At 41.2% G+C, this 19,493-nt stretch carries 16 protein-coding genes and 2 pseudogenes; 10 read left to right on the forward strand and 8 right to left on the reverse strand.

Annotated features, from left to right (window positions below):
- Positions 1 to 74: 74 nt before the first annotated feature.
- On the reverse strand, positions 75 to 749 hold the full coding sequence (locus V7K32_RS04215) for a response regulator transcription factor (RefSeq protein ID WP_334990621.1): 675 nt from the start codon (positions 747 to 749) through the stop codon (positions 75 to 77).
- 196 nt (positions 750 to 945) lie between these two features.
- Positions 946 to 1,233 (reverse strand): Mo-dependent nitrogenase C-terminal domain-containing protein, encoded by a 288-nt coding sequence (locus V7K32_RS04220; protein ID WP_334990623.1) that lies wholly within the window; start codon positions 1,231 to 1,233, stop codon positions 946 to 948.
- A 166-nt stretch (positions 1,234 to 1,399) separates the two neighbouring features.
- Between V7K32_RS04220 and V7K32_RS04225 the strand changes: the two are divergent.
- Positions 1,400 to 1,612: pseudogene (locus tag V7K32_RS04225) on the forward strand (SAM-dependent methyltransferase); the annotation flags it as partial.
- 254 nt (positions 1,613 to 1,866) lie between these two features.
- On the opposite strand, the gene V7K32_RS04230 reads toward V7K32_RS04225, so the two are convergent.
- The gene (locus tag V7K32_RS04230; protein ID WP_334990625.1) at positions 1,867 to 2,388 is read right to left on the reverse strand and encodes a GNAT family N-acetyltransferase; all 522 of its coding nucleotides are present in this window, start codon (positions 2,386 to 2,388) and stop codon (positions 1,867 to 1,869) included.
- A gap of 328 nt (positions 2,389 to 2,716) precedes the next feature.
- Between V7K32_RS04230 and V7K32_RS04235 the strand changes: the two genes are divergently transcribed.
- Positions 2,717 to 2,911, forward strand: a complete 195-nt coding sequence (locus tag V7K32_RS04235; RefSeq protein ID WP_334990627.1) for a hypothetical protein — start codon at positions 2,717 to 2,719, stop codon at positions 2,909 to 2,911.
- A gap of 427 nt (positions 2,912 to 3,338) precedes the next feature.
- Here V7K32_RS04235 and ilvN read toward each other — a convergent pair whose 3' ends face one another.
- Positions 3,339 to 3,857 (reverse strand): acetolactate synthase small subunit, encoded by a 519-nt coding sequence (ilvN, locus tag V7K32_RS04240; protein WP_109010042.1) that lies wholly within the window; start codon positions 3,855 to 3,857, stop codon positions 3,339 to 3,341.
- Between the two features lie 345 nt (positions 3,858 to 4,202).
- Here ilvN and V7K32_RS04245 point away from each other — a divergent pair, with 345 nt between their 5' ends.
- The gene (locus tag V7K32_RS04245; protein WP_334990629.1) at positions 4,203 to 4,571 is read left to right on the forward strand and encodes a BON domain-containing protein; all 369 of its coding nucleotides are present in this window, start codon (positions 4,203 to 4,205) and stop codon (positions 4,569 to 4,571) included.
- A gap of 88 nt (positions 4,572 to 4,659) precedes the next feature.
- On the opposite strand, the gene V7K32_RS04250 is transcribed toward V7K32_RS04245, so the two are convergent.
- Positions 4,660 to 5,574 carry an alpha/beta fold hydrolase gene (locus tag V7K32_RS04250; RefSeq protein WP_334990631.1) on the reverse strand — a complete coding sequence of 305 codons (915 nt, stop codon included), beginning with the start codon at positions 5,572 to 5,574 and terminating at the stop codon, positions 4,660 to 4,662.
- A gap of 419 nt (positions 5,575 to 5,993) precedes the next feature.
- The gene (locus tag V7K32_RS04255; RefSeq protein WP_334990633.1) at positions 5,994 to 6,140 is read right to left on the reverse strand and encodes a hypothetical protein; all 147 of its coding nucleotides are present in this window, start codon (positions 6,138 to 6,140) and stop codon (positions 5,994 to 5,996) included.
- A gap of 213 nt (positions 6,141 to 6,353) precedes the next feature.
- Here V7K32_RS04255 and infC point away from each other — a divergent pair, with 213 nt between their 5' ends.
- The 3 genes from infC (at position 6,354) to V7K32_RS04270 (ending at position 11,794) form a co-directional block, all read left to right on the forward strand.
- Positions 6,354 to 6,887, forward strand: coding sequence for a translation initiation factor IF-3 (infC, locus tag V7K32_RS04260; RefSeq protein WP_334990635.1), 534 nt, complete (start codon positions 6,354 to 6,356; stop codon positions 6,885 to 6,887).
- A 301-nt stretch (positions 6,888 to 7,188) separates the two neighbouring features.
- Complete coding sequence (locus V7K32_RS04265; RefSeq protein WP_334990637.1) at positions 7,189 to 10,224, forward strand: MFS transporter; 3,036 nt, start codon at positions 7,189 to 7,191, stop codon at positions 10,222 to 10,224.
- On the forward strand, positions 10,190 to 11,794 hold the full coding sequence (locus V7K32_RS04270) for a glycosyltransferase family 39 protein (RefSeq protein WP_334990639.1): 1,605 nt from the start codon (positions 10,190 to 10,192) through the stop codon (positions 11,792 to 11,794). Before V7K32_RS04265 ends, V7K32_RS04270 begins: the two co-directional genes overlap by 35 nt.
- A 136-nt stretch (positions 11,795 to 11,930) precedes the next feature.
- On the opposite strand, the gene radC is transcribed toward V7K32_RS04270, so the two are convergent.
- Positions 11,931 to 12,662, reverse strand: a complete 732-nt coding sequence (gene radC / locus V7K32_RS04275) for a RadC family protein (protein ID WP_334990641.1) — start codon at positions 12,660 to 12,662, stop codon at positions 11,931 to 11,933.
- An 821-nt stretch (positions 12,663 to 13,483) separates the two neighbouring features.
- Here radC and V7K32_RS28660 point away from each other — a divergent pair.
- Positions 13,484 to 13,661, forward strand: a pseudogene (locus tag V7K32_RS28660) (phosphopantetheine-binding protein); the annotation flags it as partial.
- A gap of 235 nt (positions 13,662 to 13,896) precedes the next feature.
- Here the strand turns inward: V7K32_RS28660 and V7K32_RS04285 are convergent.
- Complete coding sequence (locus tag V7K32_RS04285; RefSeq protein WP_334990787.1) at positions 13,897 to 14,835, reverse strand: phosphoribulokinase; 939 nt, start codon at positions 14,833 to 14,835, stop codon at positions 13,897 to 13,899.
- Between the two features lie 539 nt (positions 14,836 to 15,374).
- On the opposite strand from V7K32_RS04285, the gene V7K32_RS04290 reads away from it, so the two are divergent.
- The 3 genes from V7K32_RS04290 (at position 15,375) to V7K32_RS04300 (ending at position 19,435) form a co-directional block, all read left to right on the forward strand.
- The gene (locus tag V7K32_RS04290) at positions 15,375 to 16,037 is read left to right on the forward strand and encodes a class I SAM-dependent methyltransferase (RefSeq protein ID WP_334990645.1); all 663 of its coding nucleotides are present in this window, start codon (positions 15,375 to 15,377) and stop codon (positions 16,035 to 16,037) included.
- Positions 16,038 to 16,191: 154 nt separating this feature from the next.
- Positions 16,192 to 17,562, forward strand: a complete 1,371-nt coding sequence (locus V7K32_RS04295) for an AAA-like domain-containing protein (protein ID WP_334990647.1) — start codon at positions 16,192 to 16,194, stop codon at positions 17,560 to 17,562.
- 310 nt (positions 17,563 to 17,872) lie between these two features.
- On the forward strand, positions 17,873 to 19,435 hold the full coding sequence (locus V7K32_RS04300) for an AAA-like domain-containing protein (protein ID WP_334990649.1): 1,563 nt from the start codon (positions 17,873 to 17,875) through the stop codon (positions 19,433 to 19,435).
- The last annotated feature ends 58 nt before the right edge of the window (positions 19,436 to 19,493 follow it).

Consider the following 19,493-nt stretch of genomic DNA (forward strand, 5'->3'; position numbering starts at 1 on the left):
AAAGGGAATAAGAAGGTAGGGGAGATGAGGAAGGGACAAGAATTAATAACCATTCGCCATTCCCCATCCCAAATTCAATCATGCAATGTGTAGCCAACACCACTCACAGTTTGAATGAGGCACTTTTCATTATTGGCTTCAAGTTTCAGACGTAGATAGCGCATCTGAAGTTCGATGATGTTGGCATCGCCGATGAAGCAGTAACCCCAGACATCCTCTAAAATGCGATCGCAGGTAATTACCTGTCGCGGATGGGCCAGTAAATATTCTAGTAAATCAAATTCCTTAGCAGTTAACTCAATTAACCTCTGATCTCGGTACACTTGACGCGTGCGACGATTTAAAGTCAGGTCTTTAAATTCTAAAACATCTGCTTTGTATACTTGCTGGCTTCTTCCCAGGTGAGCGCCAACTCTGGCTAATAATTCATCAACGCTGAAGGGTTTAACGAGGTAATCATTAGCACCAGCGTCTAAGCCTACAATGCGATCGCTCACTTCATCTTTGACGGTTAATAAGATTATCGGCACTTTCTCAGCAATATTTCGCAAACGGTGGCAAATTTCCAACCCCGATAAATCTGGCAACATCCAGTCTAAAATTACTAAATCTAGATGTAACTTACGCGCTGCGGTAAGTGCAGTTAATCCATCGTAGGCAATACTGACTTGATAGCCTTCATAATTCAATTCCAATTCGACAAATCGTGCCAGTTTGACTTCATCTTCAACCAGTAAGATGTGCGTCATGATAATGTTATTGATTTCAGCAGGGTACGGTAAGCAAAAATACTATCTGGAAACACTTTAGCGAGGTATCAGCTACTTAAAATAGCCAAACATCTAAAGTTGGGTGTACGTTAGCTTAGTATAAACCTAAGTAAGTAACAACCGTAAATCTACAATTACCGATCGCTGCTCGATCAAATAACGATCCAACTGGCTATTAGCAATAGGCTGTGACATCTTCACCGCATTCATCGGCAAGATAACAGAGCGCTTTAAAACGCAAACCAACCACTTCGTCGTATAGGGGATTTAATTTACACATCGGAGGAATGTGAAATAGCTTCCGGCTAAAGAGCGTGATGTCTCGCTCAAAGGGACACTGAGCAGGAATAGCTTTGCACAGTAAATGAGCCAATTTGGAGTTATGAATTTCTATCGTTTCCAACCACTGGCGGACTCGATGCAGTAAATCATTCTGTAACCGGGTTTGAATAAAGTTTGTCATAATTTTTCACCTTTACAATTTCAAACTAGATCAGTTGGTTGTATCTGAACCTATATAAATACATACGGTTAGATTCTATAGTTTTATGCACTGATTGCTCGTTCTTTGGTTCTCTACAGAGATTTAGCATCTTATGAGGATCTAAAGTCCTCACCCACCGGGTTTGTTAGTCACTCATGGGGGACGCTTTTACTTGGTTGATTTTACCTCCAAAAAAGAGACAGAACCTCAATTATTGCCAGTCTCTCCCCTTGGAATTAGACTCTATAGCCCTAATCAACGTCAACTTCTTGGCTCCTCGGCTGGGTTATTGTGTTTGAATCACCACTATTTACTAGGGCTTGTGTTGCTAACAATTTTTGCTAAACCTCAGATTTGAAAATGGAGAATGGGGAATGGGCGAAAGTAAAGGGTTGGAAACAGTTTGTATCAAGCCTTTTTCTGCGTATCTTAATTACGAATTACGAATTAAACCGCGTCTATCTTGAAACCTGTAGTTCTTCAGTGATGAAAAGGATTTGCCCTCATCCCCCAACCCCGAATCCCAAAATTGGGATTCGGGGAGCCAGAATTTCAAAGTCCCTCTCCCATATCTGGGAGAGGGATTTAGGGTGAGGGCAAAAACTACGGTTCTCAACTTAGATGAGGTTTACCTTGATATTCCATGAACACCACAGAAACTCTAAACAGGCTTTTAGCTAATTGCGAGAATCTAAATTTCCCCTTGAGCGAAGACTTACCTCTTGTCTTGGGAATTTGTGGCAAGTCTTCAAAAGATATCGGCACAAAACCAAAGCGGCTGTAAAACTGGGCTAGTCGCTGACCTAAACATTCAAGATAAAGTGGTTGCGTTGCTGTATTAATCAAATGCTGGGTTAGCAAAGTTCCCAAACCGCGACCTCTCCAAGCTGATGCAACGACCAAACTACCAAGTTCTTCTGCCCCTGAGAAATTACGTAGCTGTCCACAAGCTACCAGATCGCGTAGGCTTAGCCCGCCGTAGGCATCGCATTCAATTACCCAAAATTGCTGCCAATTTAATTGGGTTGGGTCGAGTTTCGCTGAAAATACCAGCAATCGAATCGACCACTGATCCGCAGAGGTTGCCTTGCGAAGCATACACCCAGATGGTAACGATAGATTGCTCTGATTCATTAATTACACAATGATTAGTTTGTATCACAATCATTAGATCATATTATTCACCTGGCCAGACTAAGATGCTTTTGCATCTTATAGGAGCCAACCACTTTTCAAACAACCTCTTAGACATAAAACCCATTCCAAGTTCTTTTTTAACCATAGAAAGCGTTGTAAGGTTAAAGCCCCCTACATTTCTGAATTTTTTTCAGCATACATGAGTAGTACTAAACAATACTTCCGATAGAGGTAGTAATCAGCCATAACTATATCTGGATAGATGCACTCACACTCCTAATCTTCTTAAGATAATACCAACAATAAAATTATTAGGAATGTCATAATGGCTGAACAACAAAAATCTGGTAGTCAAGAAACTACACCAGGTTCTTCTGGTAATTACGAAACCACTCTTGACGAAAGTCAGCGCAAAACTGGCAATAGTGAAAAGAGTGATGCTAAACCCACTGCTAAACCAGAAGCACCAGGAGAAGATGGTGTAGCAGGTAGCCCCAATCAGGGAACTGAGTCACGTTAATTGGTTTTAAGTTTGCCAAGTTCCTATAATCTACTTGGTTTTTTCTAGTAACCCCGATTTAGTTTTTGAGTGGATAGTTGTGGTTTATATCACGATTATCCACTTATTTTTGTTGTGTTGCTGCTGTCGATGCTGCTCGATTGGCAGAATGGGAATTTCACAATGCTGTACTCAGATAGCGAGCGAGAAAGCTCAAGCAATTGGACTAAAGAAAAGTCAAATCGCAAGCGTCCCAGTTGCAAGTTAATCAACGTGAACCCTATACAAACGGATTTTGAGATTACTACGTAAAACCTGCCCCTCTCCGATGCTTTGGAGAGGGATGTCCGATAGGACAGGGTGAGGTTTTTCTTTTGTTTTGCTAATTCGATAACTTGTGTGTACAGGGTAGACAAGCGAAGAGGGGGTGGGGTTCTTATGTTTCCAACTAAACTTTTGCTTCTAAAGACTTGAGTAATTCGGTATTCACACCCGATTCACGAGTCAGGGCAATTTTGCCAGTGCGGGCGACTTCTCTCAAACCAAATTTTTGCAACACCTGCACGATCGCTACCATTTTACCTGGATCTCCCACAACTTCTAAAGTGAGAGAATCTTCCGCTACATCCACGACTCGCGCCCGAAAAATCTGAGACAGTTCAATCACTTCTGAACGATTGCTAGTACTAGCATTCACCTTCAAAAGCATCAATTCCCGCTCTACGCAAGGGGTTTCGGTAATATCCTGTACTTTAAGGACATTGACTAACTTGTATAGTTGCTTGGTGAGTTGCTCGATAACGCGATCGTCACCAGGTACAACCATCGTAATTCGAGAGACTCCTCCTTGTTCAGCAGGGCCAACAGCAAGGCTTTCAATATTAAAGCCGCGACGGGCGAATAAACCAGAAATGCGGGAAAGAACACCCGCCTCATCTTCTACCAGAACTGAAAGGGTATGTTTCATCTTCGCCAACAGAGGCTAGCACAGGATTTGAGGAACGCAGACTCTAGTACAGCTTTGCAGAATTAACTCATTTAATCAAAATTCCTTGAGTTACAAACTCTTGACATTTTGTCAGATGTATGTTTTTTTCTGTCATAGCGTACTACTACACTAATTGTCAGTGCGACCTTTTATTGTAAACTCAATAGCTGCACTCATTGCATTCTGTAGAGATAAAAAATTAGGTACAAATGATCCTGCAAGGAGAAATTTCATTGAATGCATCTCTTTTCTTTGGCAGATGCGGCATTTTTGTGAAGCTTTTATACTCAGATTTGATAAACCAAGAATAGGAGAAAAATTTTTATGGGTTGGTTAAAAAGATTATTTGGGATGGAAAAACCTGAAAATGCCGAAGTAAATCCTGCTCCGCAGTCAATAGCGCAAACTCCTAGTACTGACGCTGCTCCTACTGATACTCAATCAATACCCCCAGAACGTGTAGGATTAAGCGGCGAATATGACCAAAGTGGTTTAGCAAAGCGGGTAGCATTGGCATTTGATCAAGACCCCCAGCTAGATGATGTTGATACCCTTTGGGTTGCTCAGACTGGTAGCACTGTGGTGTTGAAAGGTCAAGTTCCCAGTCAAGAAATTCTCAACAAGATGGTTTCTGTAGCTAGTTCTGTTAATGGGGCTACAGATGTTGACACTAACCAAGCTGCTATTGGCTAGGTGTTAAGCAATTCAAAATTCAATAGTTGCAAAGGTATTGGTTGGGGCGATCGCACTCATTGCATAATATTTACAGAGTAACCAACGGTTAGCGATCGCTAACCCACCTCCCAATCCAATCTAAAATAGCTTGGTTGACTTGTTCAGGGCATTCATCATGGGGACAATGACCCACATTTTCTAAATTCAGCACTTCCAACTTTTCGTTATATTGGGCAAATTGGCTAGCCAAGGCTGGCGGAACAAACCGATCCTTTTGTCCCCAAATTAACAACATCGGAATTGTTAAGGTTGGTAATACTGTCTTGACACTGGGACTAAAGTTAATTCCGAGCGTAGCTTTGAACAAAGCACTAAAAGCTCTAGCGGAACCTTTATCTTTGGGAGGCTCTGCTAAAATTTCTATGAGTTCATCGGTAATTGCTTCTGGGTTAGCGTAGGCGAGACTTGCCCAGCGACGCAGCACCCCAGGACGGCGCACGAAGTTAAATACAGGTTTAAGAATCAACGGCGAAGCGACAATATTTTTAATTGCTCTGACAAGCGGTTGCAGCACAAGCGGAATTGCTTCTTGTTCTAGTGAAGGGTCGGGTAAACTCATCATCACCATACCCAGCAGCATATCGGGGTGAGTGGCGGCCGCGGCCATCGAAATCAGTGAACCGTTGGAATTGCCCACCAAAATTGCTGGTTCACCGATAAATGTTTTCCAAAAATCGTAAACCTGCTCAACCCAGAGTTCGATGCTGTAATTAGCTGCGGCTTTTTCAGAAGCGCCAAAACCCAGCATATCGATGGCGTAAACTGTGTGATGCTCACCCAACACTTCTAAATTATGTCGCCAATGACCAATAGAAGCACCAAAGCCATGTAGCAATATCAAGGGTTTTGCCTTGTGCTGATTTTGGCTAGGGCGAATGTAAGTGTAGCGAGTTTGCCAGCCGCGCCAAACCCAATCTCTTTGATTACCAACCCGTTCTTGCCAGTGTAGTGTAGTCGTCACAGTCTCCTTTTATTCATCACCGTGGAAATACTATTATAAAACTTTGATTTTTCACCATTTGTGGAAAAACCAACGCGAAACCTAGCAAGAACAGCCCCAATACTGCGTAGGTTTTGAAGATTTGTAGGTTGGGTTGAACTTAAGTGTTACCCAACAAAGCTTTGATTATGTTGGGTTACCCTGCCTTAAGCCCCTTTGGGTCTATCTGACAATTCAGGTCATGTGGAAAACCTCACTTCTATTTCTCTTTTCCTTTTAGGAGAGAGACTTTGAATTTTCCCCCTTAGAGCGTCGGGAAGGGGGTTAGGTTTTTCGTGGGTTTTTCCACATGGCCTGAATTGTCAGTTGGGTCTATGTTCCTTACTGTTATAAACCATCAATTCAGTCCACTTGAGTGGACTTCAGCTATCAGCCCAGAACTAAAGTTCAAGGCGGGATGTCTGTCGGTCAGCATGACAGTTTCCCTCTGATAAAAATATTGTTGCACCACTAAATCTCCAGTTTAGAGATGTTGCTCCATGCGATCGCAAAAACCATTGCCAAATAATTGTAATAATATTTAACATAAGTCTAGGTTGTGTAATTTAGATTAACTATTGCAAAGAAATTCTCAGAGACTTAGTAGAATCGCAAATACAAGGACGCAACTCTTTTATGGATTAGTTACTCTAGAACTGTAGACTATGTTTTCAGTCCTGAGTTATTTTTGTATTTTGCCTCTGAGGCATACCAATTCAAAACCACACCAGATCCTTCATTAAGAGCTCCCACAAATCATAATGCCTGTGATTGAGAAGAAAAGAACTCGCGATCTGCCCCAAATTAACGAACGAATTCGCTACCCGAAGATTCGGGTAATTGATACTGATGGTGTCCAACTGGGAATTATGTTCCCACAGGAAGCACTACAACTAGCAGAAGAGAAAGAGTTAGATTTGGTGCTAATAAGTGACAAAGCTGACCCGCCAGTTTGTCGGATTATGGACTACGGGAAATACAAGTTTGAGCAGGAGAAAAAGGCGCGGGAAGCCCGGAAAAAGCAGCACACGGCTGATGTCAAAGAAGTTAAGATGCGTTACAAAATAGAAGAACACGACTACAACGTGCGTGTCAAGCAAGCAGAGCGCTTTTTGAAAGATGGCGATAAAGTTAAAGCTACTGTCATCTTCCGGGGTCGAGAAATTCAACACAGCGACCTAGCAGAAGATTTGCTCAAGCGAATGGCAACTGATTTGGAGCCTTATGGGGAGCTGCAACAAGCGCCTAAAAAAGAAGGGCGAAACATGATGATGCTCATCTCGCCTAAAAAATAATCCTCTAACTGTATTAATAGACTAAGTTTGAAAATCCCCTGCCTAAAAGGCAGGGGATTTTTTGATGTTTCGTTTCCATGCAACATACGCCCAAAACTGTGAGTTTGTATAAATTTATCTAAAATCGATAATCCTGAAGGCTAAGTGGGAAACATAATACTCAGTTGCTCAGGACTTTTGCTATTTCCAGGAGATGAGGGAGTGAGTGAGGGAGATGAGCAGGACAAGGAAGTATTTTCTTCCTCTGCTTCCTGCTCCCCCTGCCCCCGAGGTGATAGATACTACCAGAAAATAAAATTGCATGGAACTGAAAAATCACTGGTTGACTGCAAATAAAGTTGCTTTACCACGACTACGACTACTACAGTGGGTAAATCTCCGACCCGAGGAGAGCGAACGAACTCAACTCATGTTCTTTTTTTACACAACTGTATGTGTAGGATTACGCTGGGCAGAGGACAGCACCGTGGCGTTGTTTCTCGATGAATATGGAACTCAGCTACTACCGTGGATGTATATTGCTAGTGCCGCTATGAGTGCAGCACTCGTTTTTTTATACTCTTGGCTACAAAAGATTTTTCCTTTGCGGCGGGTGATTGTAGCGATCGCACCTTGCATGTTGATGCCATTAGTATTATTAGTTGTATTACGTTGGGGAGGGCATGTTTCATACCTAGCAGTTATTTCGGCATTTATGCTGCGGCTGTGGGTAGATGCACTTTATGTAGTCAATGACCTCAACACTTCCATCGTCGCCAACCAAATATTTAATATTCGGGAGATTAAACGGACTTACCCACTGGTGAGTAGTGGGCTTTTAGTAGCAGATGTACTCAGTGGCTTTAGTTTGCCTTGGCTAGTGCAATACACCACACTAAATAAGATCATCTTCATCGCCTGTATAGTAATTTTATTAGGATCGGGGATTTTATTCTATTTAACTCATCAATATCGAGCGGCTTTTCCTGAAACCCCACAAAGACTAGTTGCTGAAGAACAAGTTTCACGACAGCGTTTTATTAAAAGTCCCCTGAAGCGATATGTTTGGCAATTGTTTGCTTTTGTCGGTCTGTTGCAAGTCATTGGGTTGTTAATAGATTTTCAATATCTACGCGAACTCAAATCCAATTTGAGCGACCGAGAACTCGCCAGCTTCTTAGGTCTTTTTGGTGGGACGTTGGGACTGTGTGAGTTGTTGTTGCAGTGGTTTATTTCCAGCCGACTCATCGAACGAATGGGGGTATTTTTCACAGCGACGCTTTTACCAATCACCGTCGGCTTTTCACTACCAGGAGTGCTGGTATTATTTTATTTAATTCCCGCGATCCAATCGCAAAGCTTTTTTTGGGGTTTAGTAATTGTCAAATTCTTTGATGAACTGCTGCGCTACACCTTTGTTATGAGTAGCGGCCCCATCCTGTACCAACCGATTCCAGAGGCAATTCGCAGCCGGATGCAGACTTTATCTGGGGGAAGCGCCGAAGCGATCGCTACAGGTTTGACAGGAGCGCTAATTTTTGCAACTATATTTTTTTGTGGACGGTTTGTAGCCGTACCGTTGCAAAAGTGGGTGTTAGTAGCAGAAACAATGCTGATAGCTGGTACCTGTTTAAAAGTAGTTTGGGAATTGCGATCGCGCTATGTTGAACTGTTAGTCTTGAGTGTGGCACGGGGTCAATTGAGTGCAACCAATGTAGGCTTACGATTCTTCAAGCAAGGTGTAGTCAAAGCCTTGGGAGAAAAAGGCAGCGAGGCAGATAAACGCTCTTGCATTGAACTTTTAGCCCAAATTGATTCCCTTGGAGCTGCGGAAGTTTTAGCACCTCTGTTAGTCAAGTTAACCCCAGATTTGCAGCGCCAAAGTTTGGAAGTCATGCTGATAGCAGGTGCAAATCCCGCTTATCTATCCGCCATCCGTCCTTTGTTAGAACAATCCCAACAAACTAACTCCGAAGTTTTCGCCTTGGCGCTGCGCTATATTTGGCTGGCTGAACCAAATCCCAATTTAAGCATCCTCGAAGAATACCTGAACCCCCGGCATAACTCACTCATCCGCGCCACCGCCGCCGCTTTAGTCTTACGCCAAGGAACGCCTATGCAAAAGGTAGCAGCTACCCAAACCATGCGCCGGATGTTGACTCATAAGCAAGAACGGGAACGGGTAAATGGAGTTAGAGCGCTTAGAGAAGCAGTTTATTTGCAAGCGTTGCGGATTCACATCCCGAATTTGTTACAAGATGAGTCGTTACGGGTGCGCTGTGCCGTATTGGAAATGATTGCAGCAACCCATTTAGAAGAGTACTATTCGGCACTGATAGCAGCCCTTTATTACAAATCAACCCGCACTACAGCAATGTCAGCTTTAGTGCGATTAGAGAATGAAGCTATAGAGATGCTATTACGGTTAGCTACCAATATTTACAAACCAGAAATGGTGCGAATGTATGCTTGGCGGACTATTGCTCAAATTGGTACTCAAGAAGGATTGGAGACTTTATGGGAAAACTTGGAAACATCTTGGGGTACAACTAGGGATCATATTCTTCGCAGCTTACTAAAAATACATAAACAACCAGGAATTACAGGTTTAGCGGAGCGATTTTATGAAAGTCGGGTAGAAAATTTAATTGAGCAGGAATTAAAGTTTTTGGGCGAGATTTACGCCGCATATATAGATTTGAAAATATTAGACGAAAAAGAAAATCCTCAATCTAGGGAGAGGATTGTGATTGTCTCTGAATTACTGCAACGCGCCCTTTTAGAATTGGAATTGGATGTCAAAGAACGGCTGCTACTCTTACTGAAACTGCTTTACTCACCAGAAAAGATGCAGGCAGCAACATTTAATCTGCGATCGCTCTCAGTGGTAAACTTAGCACGAGGGTTAGAAATCCTAGAGCATACCATAACTTTGTCTTCAAAGTCTTTATTGCTGAATATTTTAGATAACCAACCAGTGCCAGAAAAATTGCAACATCTGGTAGAAGCTAAAATCGGAGAATATGAAAATATGGTAGTTAGCGATCGCCTCCACAGATTGCTGACATTGGGTAACTTCCTTTCTGACTGGTGTCTAGCCTGCTGTTTTCATTTTGCTCAAGTGACTCGCACGCCACTCACAAGTTCTGAGATATTAGTGAGTTTGCGTCATCCAACCGGCTTTGTTAGAGAAGCTGCGATCGCATATCTAAATATGGTTTCACATCGCGTCCTCCTGCAAATCCTCCCCCAGTTACAAAAAGATTCACATCCTTTGGTAGCTGCTCAAGTTAAAGAGTTAGTCAAAAAATACCAGGTTAAAAATGAACAGCCCAATAAAGAAGTATCTACATATTAGATACAACCCGTTGCAATTACTAGTAATAGTTTTATTACTCTTGGGTATCTTCTTCAGATTTGCCAATCTTGACAAAAAAATCTATTGGCATGACGAAACTTATACCTCATTGCGAATTGCCGGATATACAACTAAAGAAGTAGTCCAGGAAATTTTTACTGGACAGGAAATTACCATCGATAATGTCCAAAAATATCAGCATATCAATAATGAAAGAAAAATGGGTGAGACGATTAATTCTTTAGCTAAAGAAGATTCGCAACATCCACCTTTGTACTATATAATTGCCAGATATTGGGTACAATTATTCGGTAATTCGGTAACTGTAATCAGGAGTTTGTCCGCAGTAATTAGCTTGTTAATGTTTCCGGCTGTTTATTGGCTTTGTATAGAACTTTTTAAATCTTCACTCACAGGATGGATTGCGATCGCACTAATAACTGTCTCCCCATTTCAACTACTATATGCTCAAGAAGCTCGTGAGTATTGTTTATGGGGAGTTACTATTATGCTATCAAGTGCTGCATTTCTTAGAGCAATACAAAGTCAGAAAAATCAGAAATTATATTGGTTTATTTATAGTTTTACTATCGCCCTAGGACTCTATGTTTATCCATTAACAGCATTAGTTGCTATTGAACATGGAATTTACTTAATTGCTATCGAGCGACTGCGATTTACCAAGAGATTTATTGCTTACATCCTGGCATTTATTGGCGGGCATTTACCGTTTTTACCTTGGCTTTTTGTAATGCAACAAAATCAAATAAAAGGACTTGCTTGGACATCTGAAGAAGTCAGCAAATTCTCTTTAATTAAAACCTGGGTTGGTAACATTAGCAGAGTTTTTATTGATTTTAACTTAGATTCTAATGCACCCCTTATTTTGGCTATTCCTATTACTTTATTTACACTAATTATTGTCGGATATTCAATTTATTTACTTTATCGGAATACGCCTCAAGAAATTTGGTTATTTATCTTTATCCTCATAGGAGCAAATGCCCTATTATTGATTTTGCCAGATTTAATTTTTGGTGGTCGTCGCTCCGGTGTTAATCGATATTTAATTCCCTGTTATTTGTTTATTCAATTAGCTGTTGCTTATCTTTTTGCAACTCAGCTATTTAGTGTTAATTTATTAAAACGTAAGTTGTGGCAAATAGCACTGGTCATCTTGATTTCCTGTGGTATTGTTTCGTGCAGCATGATTGCTTCTGCGGAAACTTGGTGGACAAAAAAACCTAGTCATTACCATCCGCAAACAGCTAGGATAATTAACAAAGCTAATAGCCCACTTTTGATCAGTGATAATTCTTCCTTTAATATCGGTAATTTAATTTCTCTTACATATCTTTTGGAGCCAAAAGTTAAAATTCAGTTAGTAACTAACGAAAATATACCCAAAATTGCTGATAACTTTAGTGATGTGTTTTTATTAAATCCTTCTAGTAAATTAAGTTCTGAGATGAAAAAAACATATCACTACAAAATTAAGCCTGTTTATGAGCCTGGTATGCTCTGGCGTTTAGAGAAAAATGGCGCTTCAACAAGATCCCCGACTTCGTAAAACTTATCGGGGATCTGCGGGTTGTAATTCTCACGAGTCTTTAATTACGAATTACCAATTACGTGTAGCGTTAGTGAGTCTTCTCCCAAGGGCGTTAGCGAGTCATCGAGCGTCACGAGCGTCATTACGAATTATTTTAATCCCCCTGCGGATGCTCATCCCACAAGGTTGTCAGTTCCCGTAAACTCTGATGATTGCCATTACCCAAAATCAGATGATCTAGTACCGGAATGCCCAAAAGCTGCGCCCCTGCTAACAACTGATGCGTCAATTCTATATCTTCCTGGCTCGGTTCAAGGTTTCCAGAAGGATGGTTGTGGGCAACTATTACCCGCGTTGCACCTTGACGAATAACTTCCCGAAAAATATCACGGGGAGAGGCTAGGGTTTCGGTTGCTGTGCCAATGGTAATTACTTGCGTACCCAATAAGCGATTTTTAACATCTAATAGCACCACTGCAAAACGTTCTTGTATCTGCCACATCAAATCTTGACTGAGGGTAGCAGCAGCAGCAAGTGGGCTATCAATTAATGTGCCATCATTAGGACGAGATTGAAAAGCGCGTTTACCCAATTCAATTGCTGCTAAAATACTTGTCGCCTTCGCTGGACCAACACCAGAAATTTGCATCAACTCAGCAGGGCTAACTTCTCGCATAACTGCTAAAGGATCGCGTTGGTGTTTGCCTAATTCGCTCAAAATATATTGTCCCAAACCCACAGCCGATAGTTTTCCTGGGCCTTGACCGGTGCCTAGAAGAATTGCGATTAATTCTGCTGTGGCTAAAATTTTGGCACCATGCGTCATTAATCGTTCACGCGGACGCTCATTTGTAGGTAGATCGGCAATTCTGAGGCAATAGGTCATAAACTAAGATCCGACTTTCCGCACTTCATCGTGTAATATGCGTAGATTTCCCATAGGTGGAAAAAAATGGTTAAATCAACAACATAAATCGCCAATGGTATTCAATATTAATACTTAATAATTTGAACATTATTAGGAATTTTTATTGAAAAGATAGATAATACATTTTGAAGTGCGGAATGTGGGTAAGATAATCGTCACCACACATCAAACTATCCTTATTTATCCCTTGTTTGCTCTCAAAATCATCTTTATTTGACAAAATCTTTAATTTTGGTAAGTTTTTTTTCTTTCTGTATATTCCTCACTTAGGATGTATCTAAAATTACTATTAAGATTCCGAAAGCATAGCAAAAGGTCAACCGATGCCAGGTGTAAGAGAGGTTACAATGACTGCTGATGATAGAGCCTATGAGTTAGACATCCTGAAAAAAGTAATCAACACTTATTTAGATAAAACTGTATCAGTTACAGAAGAGGGTTTAAATTCCCTAGTGTCCAAACACGATGAGACTGTCTGGAAGATAGCTACAAAAATTTATAGCGATAGCGGACACAAGGTTGAATTTTCTCTAGTGCGTGATATATTAAACTCCTATATCGAAGTCTTGAAAATGCACCTAGCGACTGAGAAGGCAGCTGCCTACAAGCACTTACAGTACCAAAAAGTTGAGGAAGCTCGACGAGTGGCACAAGAAGCTCAACAAGCGACAGAGGCAGAGAATCGCAGGCATCAACAAGCGACAGAGGCAGAGAATCGCAGTCAAAATCGATTGACTGAGTTAGCTAAAAAGTTTGATGAGTCCGGTAGAGACAAGAGTATGTCCGATCTTTTTGTTAAAGTTCTAGATATAGTCAGTGAACAGTTGAGCGTTGAGTTGGATAAAGTACATTTGACTAGTCACATCTGTAACGATTTAGGGGCAGATGAGCTTGATACCGTTGAGCTTGCAATGGCACTTGAAGAGGCGTTTGATTTTAATATTGAAATACCTGAGGACATATTAGGGTCAGTTAAAAAATGGCCTCCGTCATATAGCAATGATTATTTCGGTGATTCAGATCCTGTAGCTTGCACTGTTGGAGAACTATTGGACTACATTCACAAGCAAATCTCTACCTGAAGATTAGCCGTTAGCAAAGTGCGTAGTTTACCGCCGTAGGCATCGCCCAATTCAGCAGCCCAACACTATAGGCGATCGCAAACCCATTAAACCCCTTCATCTTCACTTCTTTATTGATAAATTTGCGTTGCTTTGAGCATGTGGTAGGTAATAATTAGCTGGGTGAGAGCAAGAGGATAACTTTGCAGTGTTTCCCCAGTTGTACCAGCAATTTTACCCAGTTCGGGATTACTTTCGCGATCGCAAATACTTCGCAAATGGGGCATATCAGAACAAATAATATGCTCTAGCTTATTCACCTGTTCTAAGGTTGCATGGCCATCAACTTCTAAGACATCCACAGGCTTACTCATATCCCTGTCTAGCCCCAGGCGGATCGCTGAAGAGGAATTACCATCGCTAGAGTTGATAATCGGGGTAAAATCTGGGTGGGGAATTGTCGGACGTAGTACCAAACGCACATTTAAATGTCCATTGGTTTCATCAGCTTCCTCGGTGGGTGGATAGAAACTAATGACTATATCAGACCATTGTCGCTGCGGACGAATAAATTGTGCTGAGTCTGGTTCACGCTTTTCTAATTCTGCTAATACCTGTTCATCTGTGTAGCCCCGCTTTTGGGTATCCCGCTTAACTTTCCACTTAGCGCGTAGTGGTTCCGGGGGTGCAAGGTAAACTTTAACGTCGTAAGAATCACGGGCAGCACGGGTTGAATAACCGAGTAATCCCTCAATAATCACGAATTTATTGGGCTTGATATACTGCGGTGGCTCGAATGTGCCGGTTTTATGGCTGTAAACTGGTTTGAGAATTGGCTGTCCTGTGCGTAGCAACGACAGGTGTTGCTGCATAATATCTAGGTGGTTGCAGTCCGGGTGGAGAGCGGTGATCCCAATATCTGCACGTTCTTTGCGATCGTAACGGTGATAATCATCTGTGCATATCAGCGTCACATTTTCTGGGCCGAGTACCTGAGCGATTCCTCGCGTTAGTGTTGTTTTCCCAGCAGCGCTGTCGCCTACAATACCAAGAATTATTGGACGGCTCATCATACCTCCCAGAATAAAAACAAGTTTAGTAATAAAATTTCCCTACAATAGTTTTTATTTTAGAAGGGTTTAGGCAAGTAACTTAAACAAAGGGTTGGTATGCAATATCTCTACATATAGCGGTTCTCGTTTATGTGAGGTACATCGGTAGGGGCATGGCACTGCCATGCCCCTACACCTGGCGATAGAATGTTGTACCGCATCTGAATGGGAACCGCTATATATAGAATGTGCGATCGCTTTTGGCGCAATAATTACAATCTGCACTTTAGAGTTATCTATATGCATCATGAGCAATGTAAAAGTAGATTGTAATTTTAAAGGTTGTTTTAAAAGTAGTTTACTGTGATTTTAGGCACTTATCGATCCCCCCTAACCCACGCCAGTCGCTCCCCTTAAAAAAGGGGGGAACTGGAATTAAGGGACTTCCAAGAAATAAATTATTCAAATAAACGAACCTTATTAGACACGGAGAACACAGAGAGAGCAGAAATAGTCATCCACGAGTATCAAAGACTCGCCCACGAATCCCCAATCTTATGACAACTCAAACACTAGGACTCGAACAAAACCTCTATGACTATTTACTATCAGTCTCTTTGCGAGAACCAGAGATTTTAACTCAACTGAGACAGGAAACAGCCCAGTATCCAATAGGGAGAATGCAGATTGCTCCTGAACAGGGGCAATTTTTGGCGTTATTGGTGCAATTGTTGGGAGCTAAGAAAACTTTGGAAATTGGAGTATTTACAGGTTATAGTTCCCTGGTGGTGGCATTGGCGCTACCGAGGGACGGTAAAGTGGTAGCCTGTGATATTAGCGATGAATTTACAACGATCGCTCGGCGCTATTGGCAGCAAGCTGGAGTAGCAGATAAAATTCAACTGCACATTGCCCCAGCTTTGGAGACTTTGGATCGGCTACTGGCAACCAAAGAAGCTGAAACCTTTGATTTTGCTTTCATCGATGCAGATAAGAGCAACTATGATGGTTATTATGAGCGTTTGCTACAATTAGTGCGTCCGGGAGGACTGATTGCGATCGATAATGTCCTCTGGTCAGGTAAGGTTGCCAACCCCGAAGTGCAAGATAATAGAACTAAAAAGATTCGTGCCTTTAATCAAAAGCTCCATCAAGACCCGCGAGTTAGTCTTAGTTTAGTAGCGATCGCAGATGGCTTGACTCTGGCACTGAAGAAGTAATGTCTCTAAATCCCCATTTTTCTATTTGTTAAGAACCCAGAATTTTATTTAATTTTGAAATTTGAAATTTGAATTGTTAATCGGTTGTATATTATTACTAGACCAAAATCGATAAATACCTCTACTAACTGTTTAACCTTTAATATTAATATCCGTGGAAGATATTCTGCAAGCAGTAGAAAGAATTTTGCAAAATAAGCCTCTTGCTTCAATTCAATGGTTTGTACTCTCTCAATCATGGTTGGGCAAAACTTATGATGAAATGGCAGAGGTATCAGGCTACCGCAACAATTACATCAAGGAAGTTGGCTCTGAGTTGTGGCAAGACCTTTCTGTTGCACTTGGAAAAAAAATAACGAAAAAAAATCTGCATTTAGCCTTGGAGAAATACCTTCAAGAGAAGATAGGCGATCGGGAGAATCAGACCCAAGAAAAGTTAGAGCAAGAATCTAGCTTAGAAATGTCAAGAGACTTGTCAGCAAGCCAGATCGAATTTCCCAGCGGCCCTGTACCACTAGGTTCTCCTCTTTACATCAATCGCCCTCCTCTAGAAGAACTCGTTTGCAACGAGATTTTACACCCTGGTTGCTTAATCCGAATCAAAGCACCTAGAAAAACGGGAAAAAGTTCACTGCTAAACCGGATGATTGCTTATGCTAGAGAGCAAGGTTATCAAATTGTCTATTTGGACTTTCAAGAAGCTGACGAAGATATTTTTGCTTCTCTGGATAAATTTTTGCGTTGGTTTTGTGTCTATGTCAGCAGGCAATTAAATCTCTTTCCCTCTCTAGATGATTTTTGGGATACGGAAATGGGCAGCAAGGTAAGCTGCAAAATCTATTTTGAAGCATATCTGCTGCAATACATTGAGCAAAGTCCTGTAGTTTTGGCTTTGAATGAAGTCCATCGAGTTTTTGAACATCCCAATATTGCCCAAGACTTTCTACCAATGCTGCGATTTTGGCACGAACAAGCAAAGCAGGATCAAATCTGGCAAAAACTCCGAATGGTGGTAGTTCACACTACAGAAATTTATATTCCACTCAAGCTAAACCAATCGCCTTTCAATGTCGGCATAACAATTACGCTACCGCCGTTTACCCTGAATCAGGTACAGAAATTAGCATTAGCTTACGGGCTACATTGGGCAGCAGACTCCGAAGGGGCAAAACGCCTTGTACCCTTACAAGCAATGGTAGGAGGACATCCCTATTTGGTGAGCCTTGCGCTTTATCATCTATGTCATGAAGAAATAACATTAGAGGTGTTAGTAGAAAGCGCATCTACACAAGTAGGAATTTACAGTCAGCATTTACGAGAACTGTTGAGCTTGCTGCAAAAAGAACCAGAATTAATGTTAGCTATGGAAAAGGTAATCGCAACAGATGAAAAAGTGGAGCTAGACGCGATCGCTGCTTACAAGCTAGAAAGTATGGGTTTGGTTCAACTAAACGGCAATCAAGCCAACGTAATGTGTGAGTTATACCGATTTTATTTTAGCCAACAACTAAGACGCTCAGGGTAATAATAGTTCTGATATGTTGCAAGATAAATAATCAAAATACTTGTTCTCGTTCTTAAACCGCGTCTATCTTGAAACCTGTAGTTCTTCAGTGATGAAAAGGATTTGCCCTCATCCCCCAACCCCGAATCCCAATTTTGGGATTCGGGGAGCCAGAATTTCAAAGTCCCTCTCCCATATCTGGGAGAGGGATTTAGGGTGAGGGCAAAAACTACGGTTCTCAACTTAGATGAGGTTTAATATGAATTTTTTCACTTATTTTGATCCAGATTCATTTATTAAAAATGAGAACAAATTTAAAATTTTAAATCAGATGAACAATTATCGATATCAAGTTGGTGGAACCCTGACAACTGACGCTCCTAGCTATGTTGAGCGCAGAGCAGATGTGGAACTTTACGAAGCCTTGAAGCAGGGAGAATTTTGCTACATCCTCAGCAGTAGGCAAATGGGCAAATCTTCACTTATGGTAAAAACAAAGCATCGCTTTCAACAGGAGGGCTTTAAATGTGCCACCGTTGATATGACTAATATTGGTTGTGAAAATATAACTCCAGAGCAGTGGTATAAGGGAGTGGTAGGTGATTTATGGTTAGGCTTTAAACTGTTAGGTAAAGTCAATTTAAAAACCTGGTGGCAAGAACAAAATGATATTTCTTTAGTTCAGAAATTTAGCCGATTTATTTCGGAAATTCTGTTAGCTCAGTTTCCTAACGAAAGACTATTTATTTTTATTGATGAAATTGATAGTATTCTCGGTCTCAATTTCTCTGTTGATGACTTTTTTAGCTTGATTCGCTTCTGTTATAACCAACGAGCAATTGATCCAGAATATCATCGGATTACATTTGCAATTTTCGGTGTTGCGACACCTTCAGACTTAATTCGATATCGAAATAATACTACCCCGTTTAATATTGGTAAAGCCATCCAAATAAATGGATTCACATTTGAAGAAGCGGAACCCTTATCTTTGGGACTGAATATTAAAGATAATCATCCCCAGAAAGTTTTAAAAGAAGTATTAGCTTGGACAGAAGGACAACCATTTCTTACTCAAAAGCTGTGTCGGCTAATTGTCAGTTTATCTCAAAATGATCTGGGTAGAATGCTAAAAATCCCCCCTGGCGCAGAAGAATTTTGGATAGAAAATGTGGTGCGATCGCATATCATCGAAAAATGGGAATCACAAGATGAACCAGAGCATTTACGGACAATTCGCGATCGCATCCTTTCAAACGAACAAATTGCCGCCAGATTGCTGGGAATTTATCAACAAATTCTCCAAGGAGTGAAAGTACCAGCCGACGATAGCCGAGAACAGGTAGAACTGTTGCTGTCTGGTTTGGTAATCAAAAAGCAAGGTGTTCTAGAAATCAAAAACCGAATTTATCAAGAAGTTTTCAATTTAGAATGGGTTGGAAAAAAATTAGCTTATTTACGTCCCTACTACGAAACCTTCAATGCCTGGATAGCCTCTAATCAAAAGGATGAATCTCGCCTATTGCGGGGACAAGCCTTAATTGATGCTCAAACTTGGGCAAATGGTAAAAGCTTGAGCAATTTAGATTATCGATTTTTAGCTGCTAGTGAAGAATTAGATCGGCGAGAAATGCAGCAAGCCTTAGAAGCAGAACGCGCCAAAGAAGTTGAAGCACGACTTGAAGAACAACAAAAAAGGCTGATTCAACAAAAGAAAACTGCTACAATAGTCACACTTTTTCTCGTAGGTATGACAATCAAGTTGGTGATTTCTATAGTCTGGGGAGTGTCGCTTTTACGAAAAATTGATGCTTTAGAATCACAGTTAAAATGTACCCAAATAGGGCATCAAGGGAAAGTAATAACTGTAACTCCTCGGTTAGGTAGATGCTGAGGCGAGTTTGAGATTTTAATTTTTGCGATGTTAATTAAAAATTAAATTGTTTATTGTT

Origin of the sequence: Nostoc sp. (assembly GCF_036917635.1) — a bacterium.
In the GTDB taxonomy this organism is placed as follows: Bacteria; Cyanobacteriota; Cyanobacteriia; order Cyanobacteriales; family Nostocaceae; genus Nostoc.

Excerpts from the sequence above, each read along its gene's own strand:
- V7K32_RS04270 (WP_334990639.1), top strand. The coding sequence starts at position 10,190 with ATGAACAGCCCAATAAAGAAGTATCTACATATTAGATACAACCCGTTG.
- V7K32_RS04215 (WP_334990621.1), bottom strand. The coding sequence starts at position 749 with ATGACGCACATCTTACTGGTTGAAGATGAAGTCAAACTGGCACGATTT.
- V7K32_RS04285 (WP_334990787.1), bottom strand. The coding sequence starts at position 14,835 with ATGAGCCGTCCAATAATTCTTGGTATTGTAGGCGACAGCGCTGCTGGG.
- V7K32_RS04230 (WP_334990625.1), bottom strand. The coding sequence starts at position 2,388 with ATGAATCAGAGCAATCTATCGTTACCATCTGGGTGTATGCTTCGCAAG.
- V7K32_RS04245 (WP_334990629.1), top strand. The coding sequence starts at position 4,203 with ATGGGTTGGTTAAAAAGATTATTTGGGATGGAAAAACCTGAAAATGCC.
- V7K32_RS04255 (WP_334990633.1), bottom strand. The coding sequence starts at position 6,140 with ATGTTAAATATTATTACAATTATTTGGCAATGGTTTTTGCGATCGCAT.
- V7K32_RS04265 (WP_334990637.1), top strand. The coding sequence starts at position 7,189 with ATGGAACTGAAAAATCACTGGTTGACTGCAAATAAAGTTGCTTTACCA.
- V7K32_RS04300 (WP_334990649.1), top strand. The coding sequence starts at position 17,873 with ATGAACAATTATCGATATCAAGTTGGTGGAACCCTGACAACTGACGCT.
- ilvN (WP_109010042.1), bottom strand. The coding sequence starts at position 3,857 with ATGAAACATACCCTTTCAGTTCTGGTAGAAGATGAGGCGGGTGTTCTT.
- infC (WP_334990635.1), top strand. The coding sequence starts at position 6,354 with ATGCCTGTGATTGAGAAGAAAAGAACTCGCGATCTGCCCCAAATTAAC.
- V7K32_RS04235 (WP_334990627.1), top strand. The coding sequence starts at position 2,717 with ATGGCTGAACAACAAAAATCTGGTAGTCAAGAAACTACACCAGGTTCT.
- radC (WP_334990641.1), bottom strand. The coding sequence starts at position 12,662 with ATGACCTATTGCCTCAGAATTGCCGATCTACCTACAAATGAGCGTCCG.
- V7K32_RS04290 (WP_334990645.1), top strand. The coding sequence starts at position 15,375 with ATGACAACTCAAACACTAGGACTCGAACAAAACCTCTATGACTATTTA.
- V7K32_RS04220 (WP_334990623.1), bottom strand. The coding sequence starts at position 1,233 with ATGACAAACTTTATTCAAACCCGGTTACAGAATGATTTACTGCATCGA.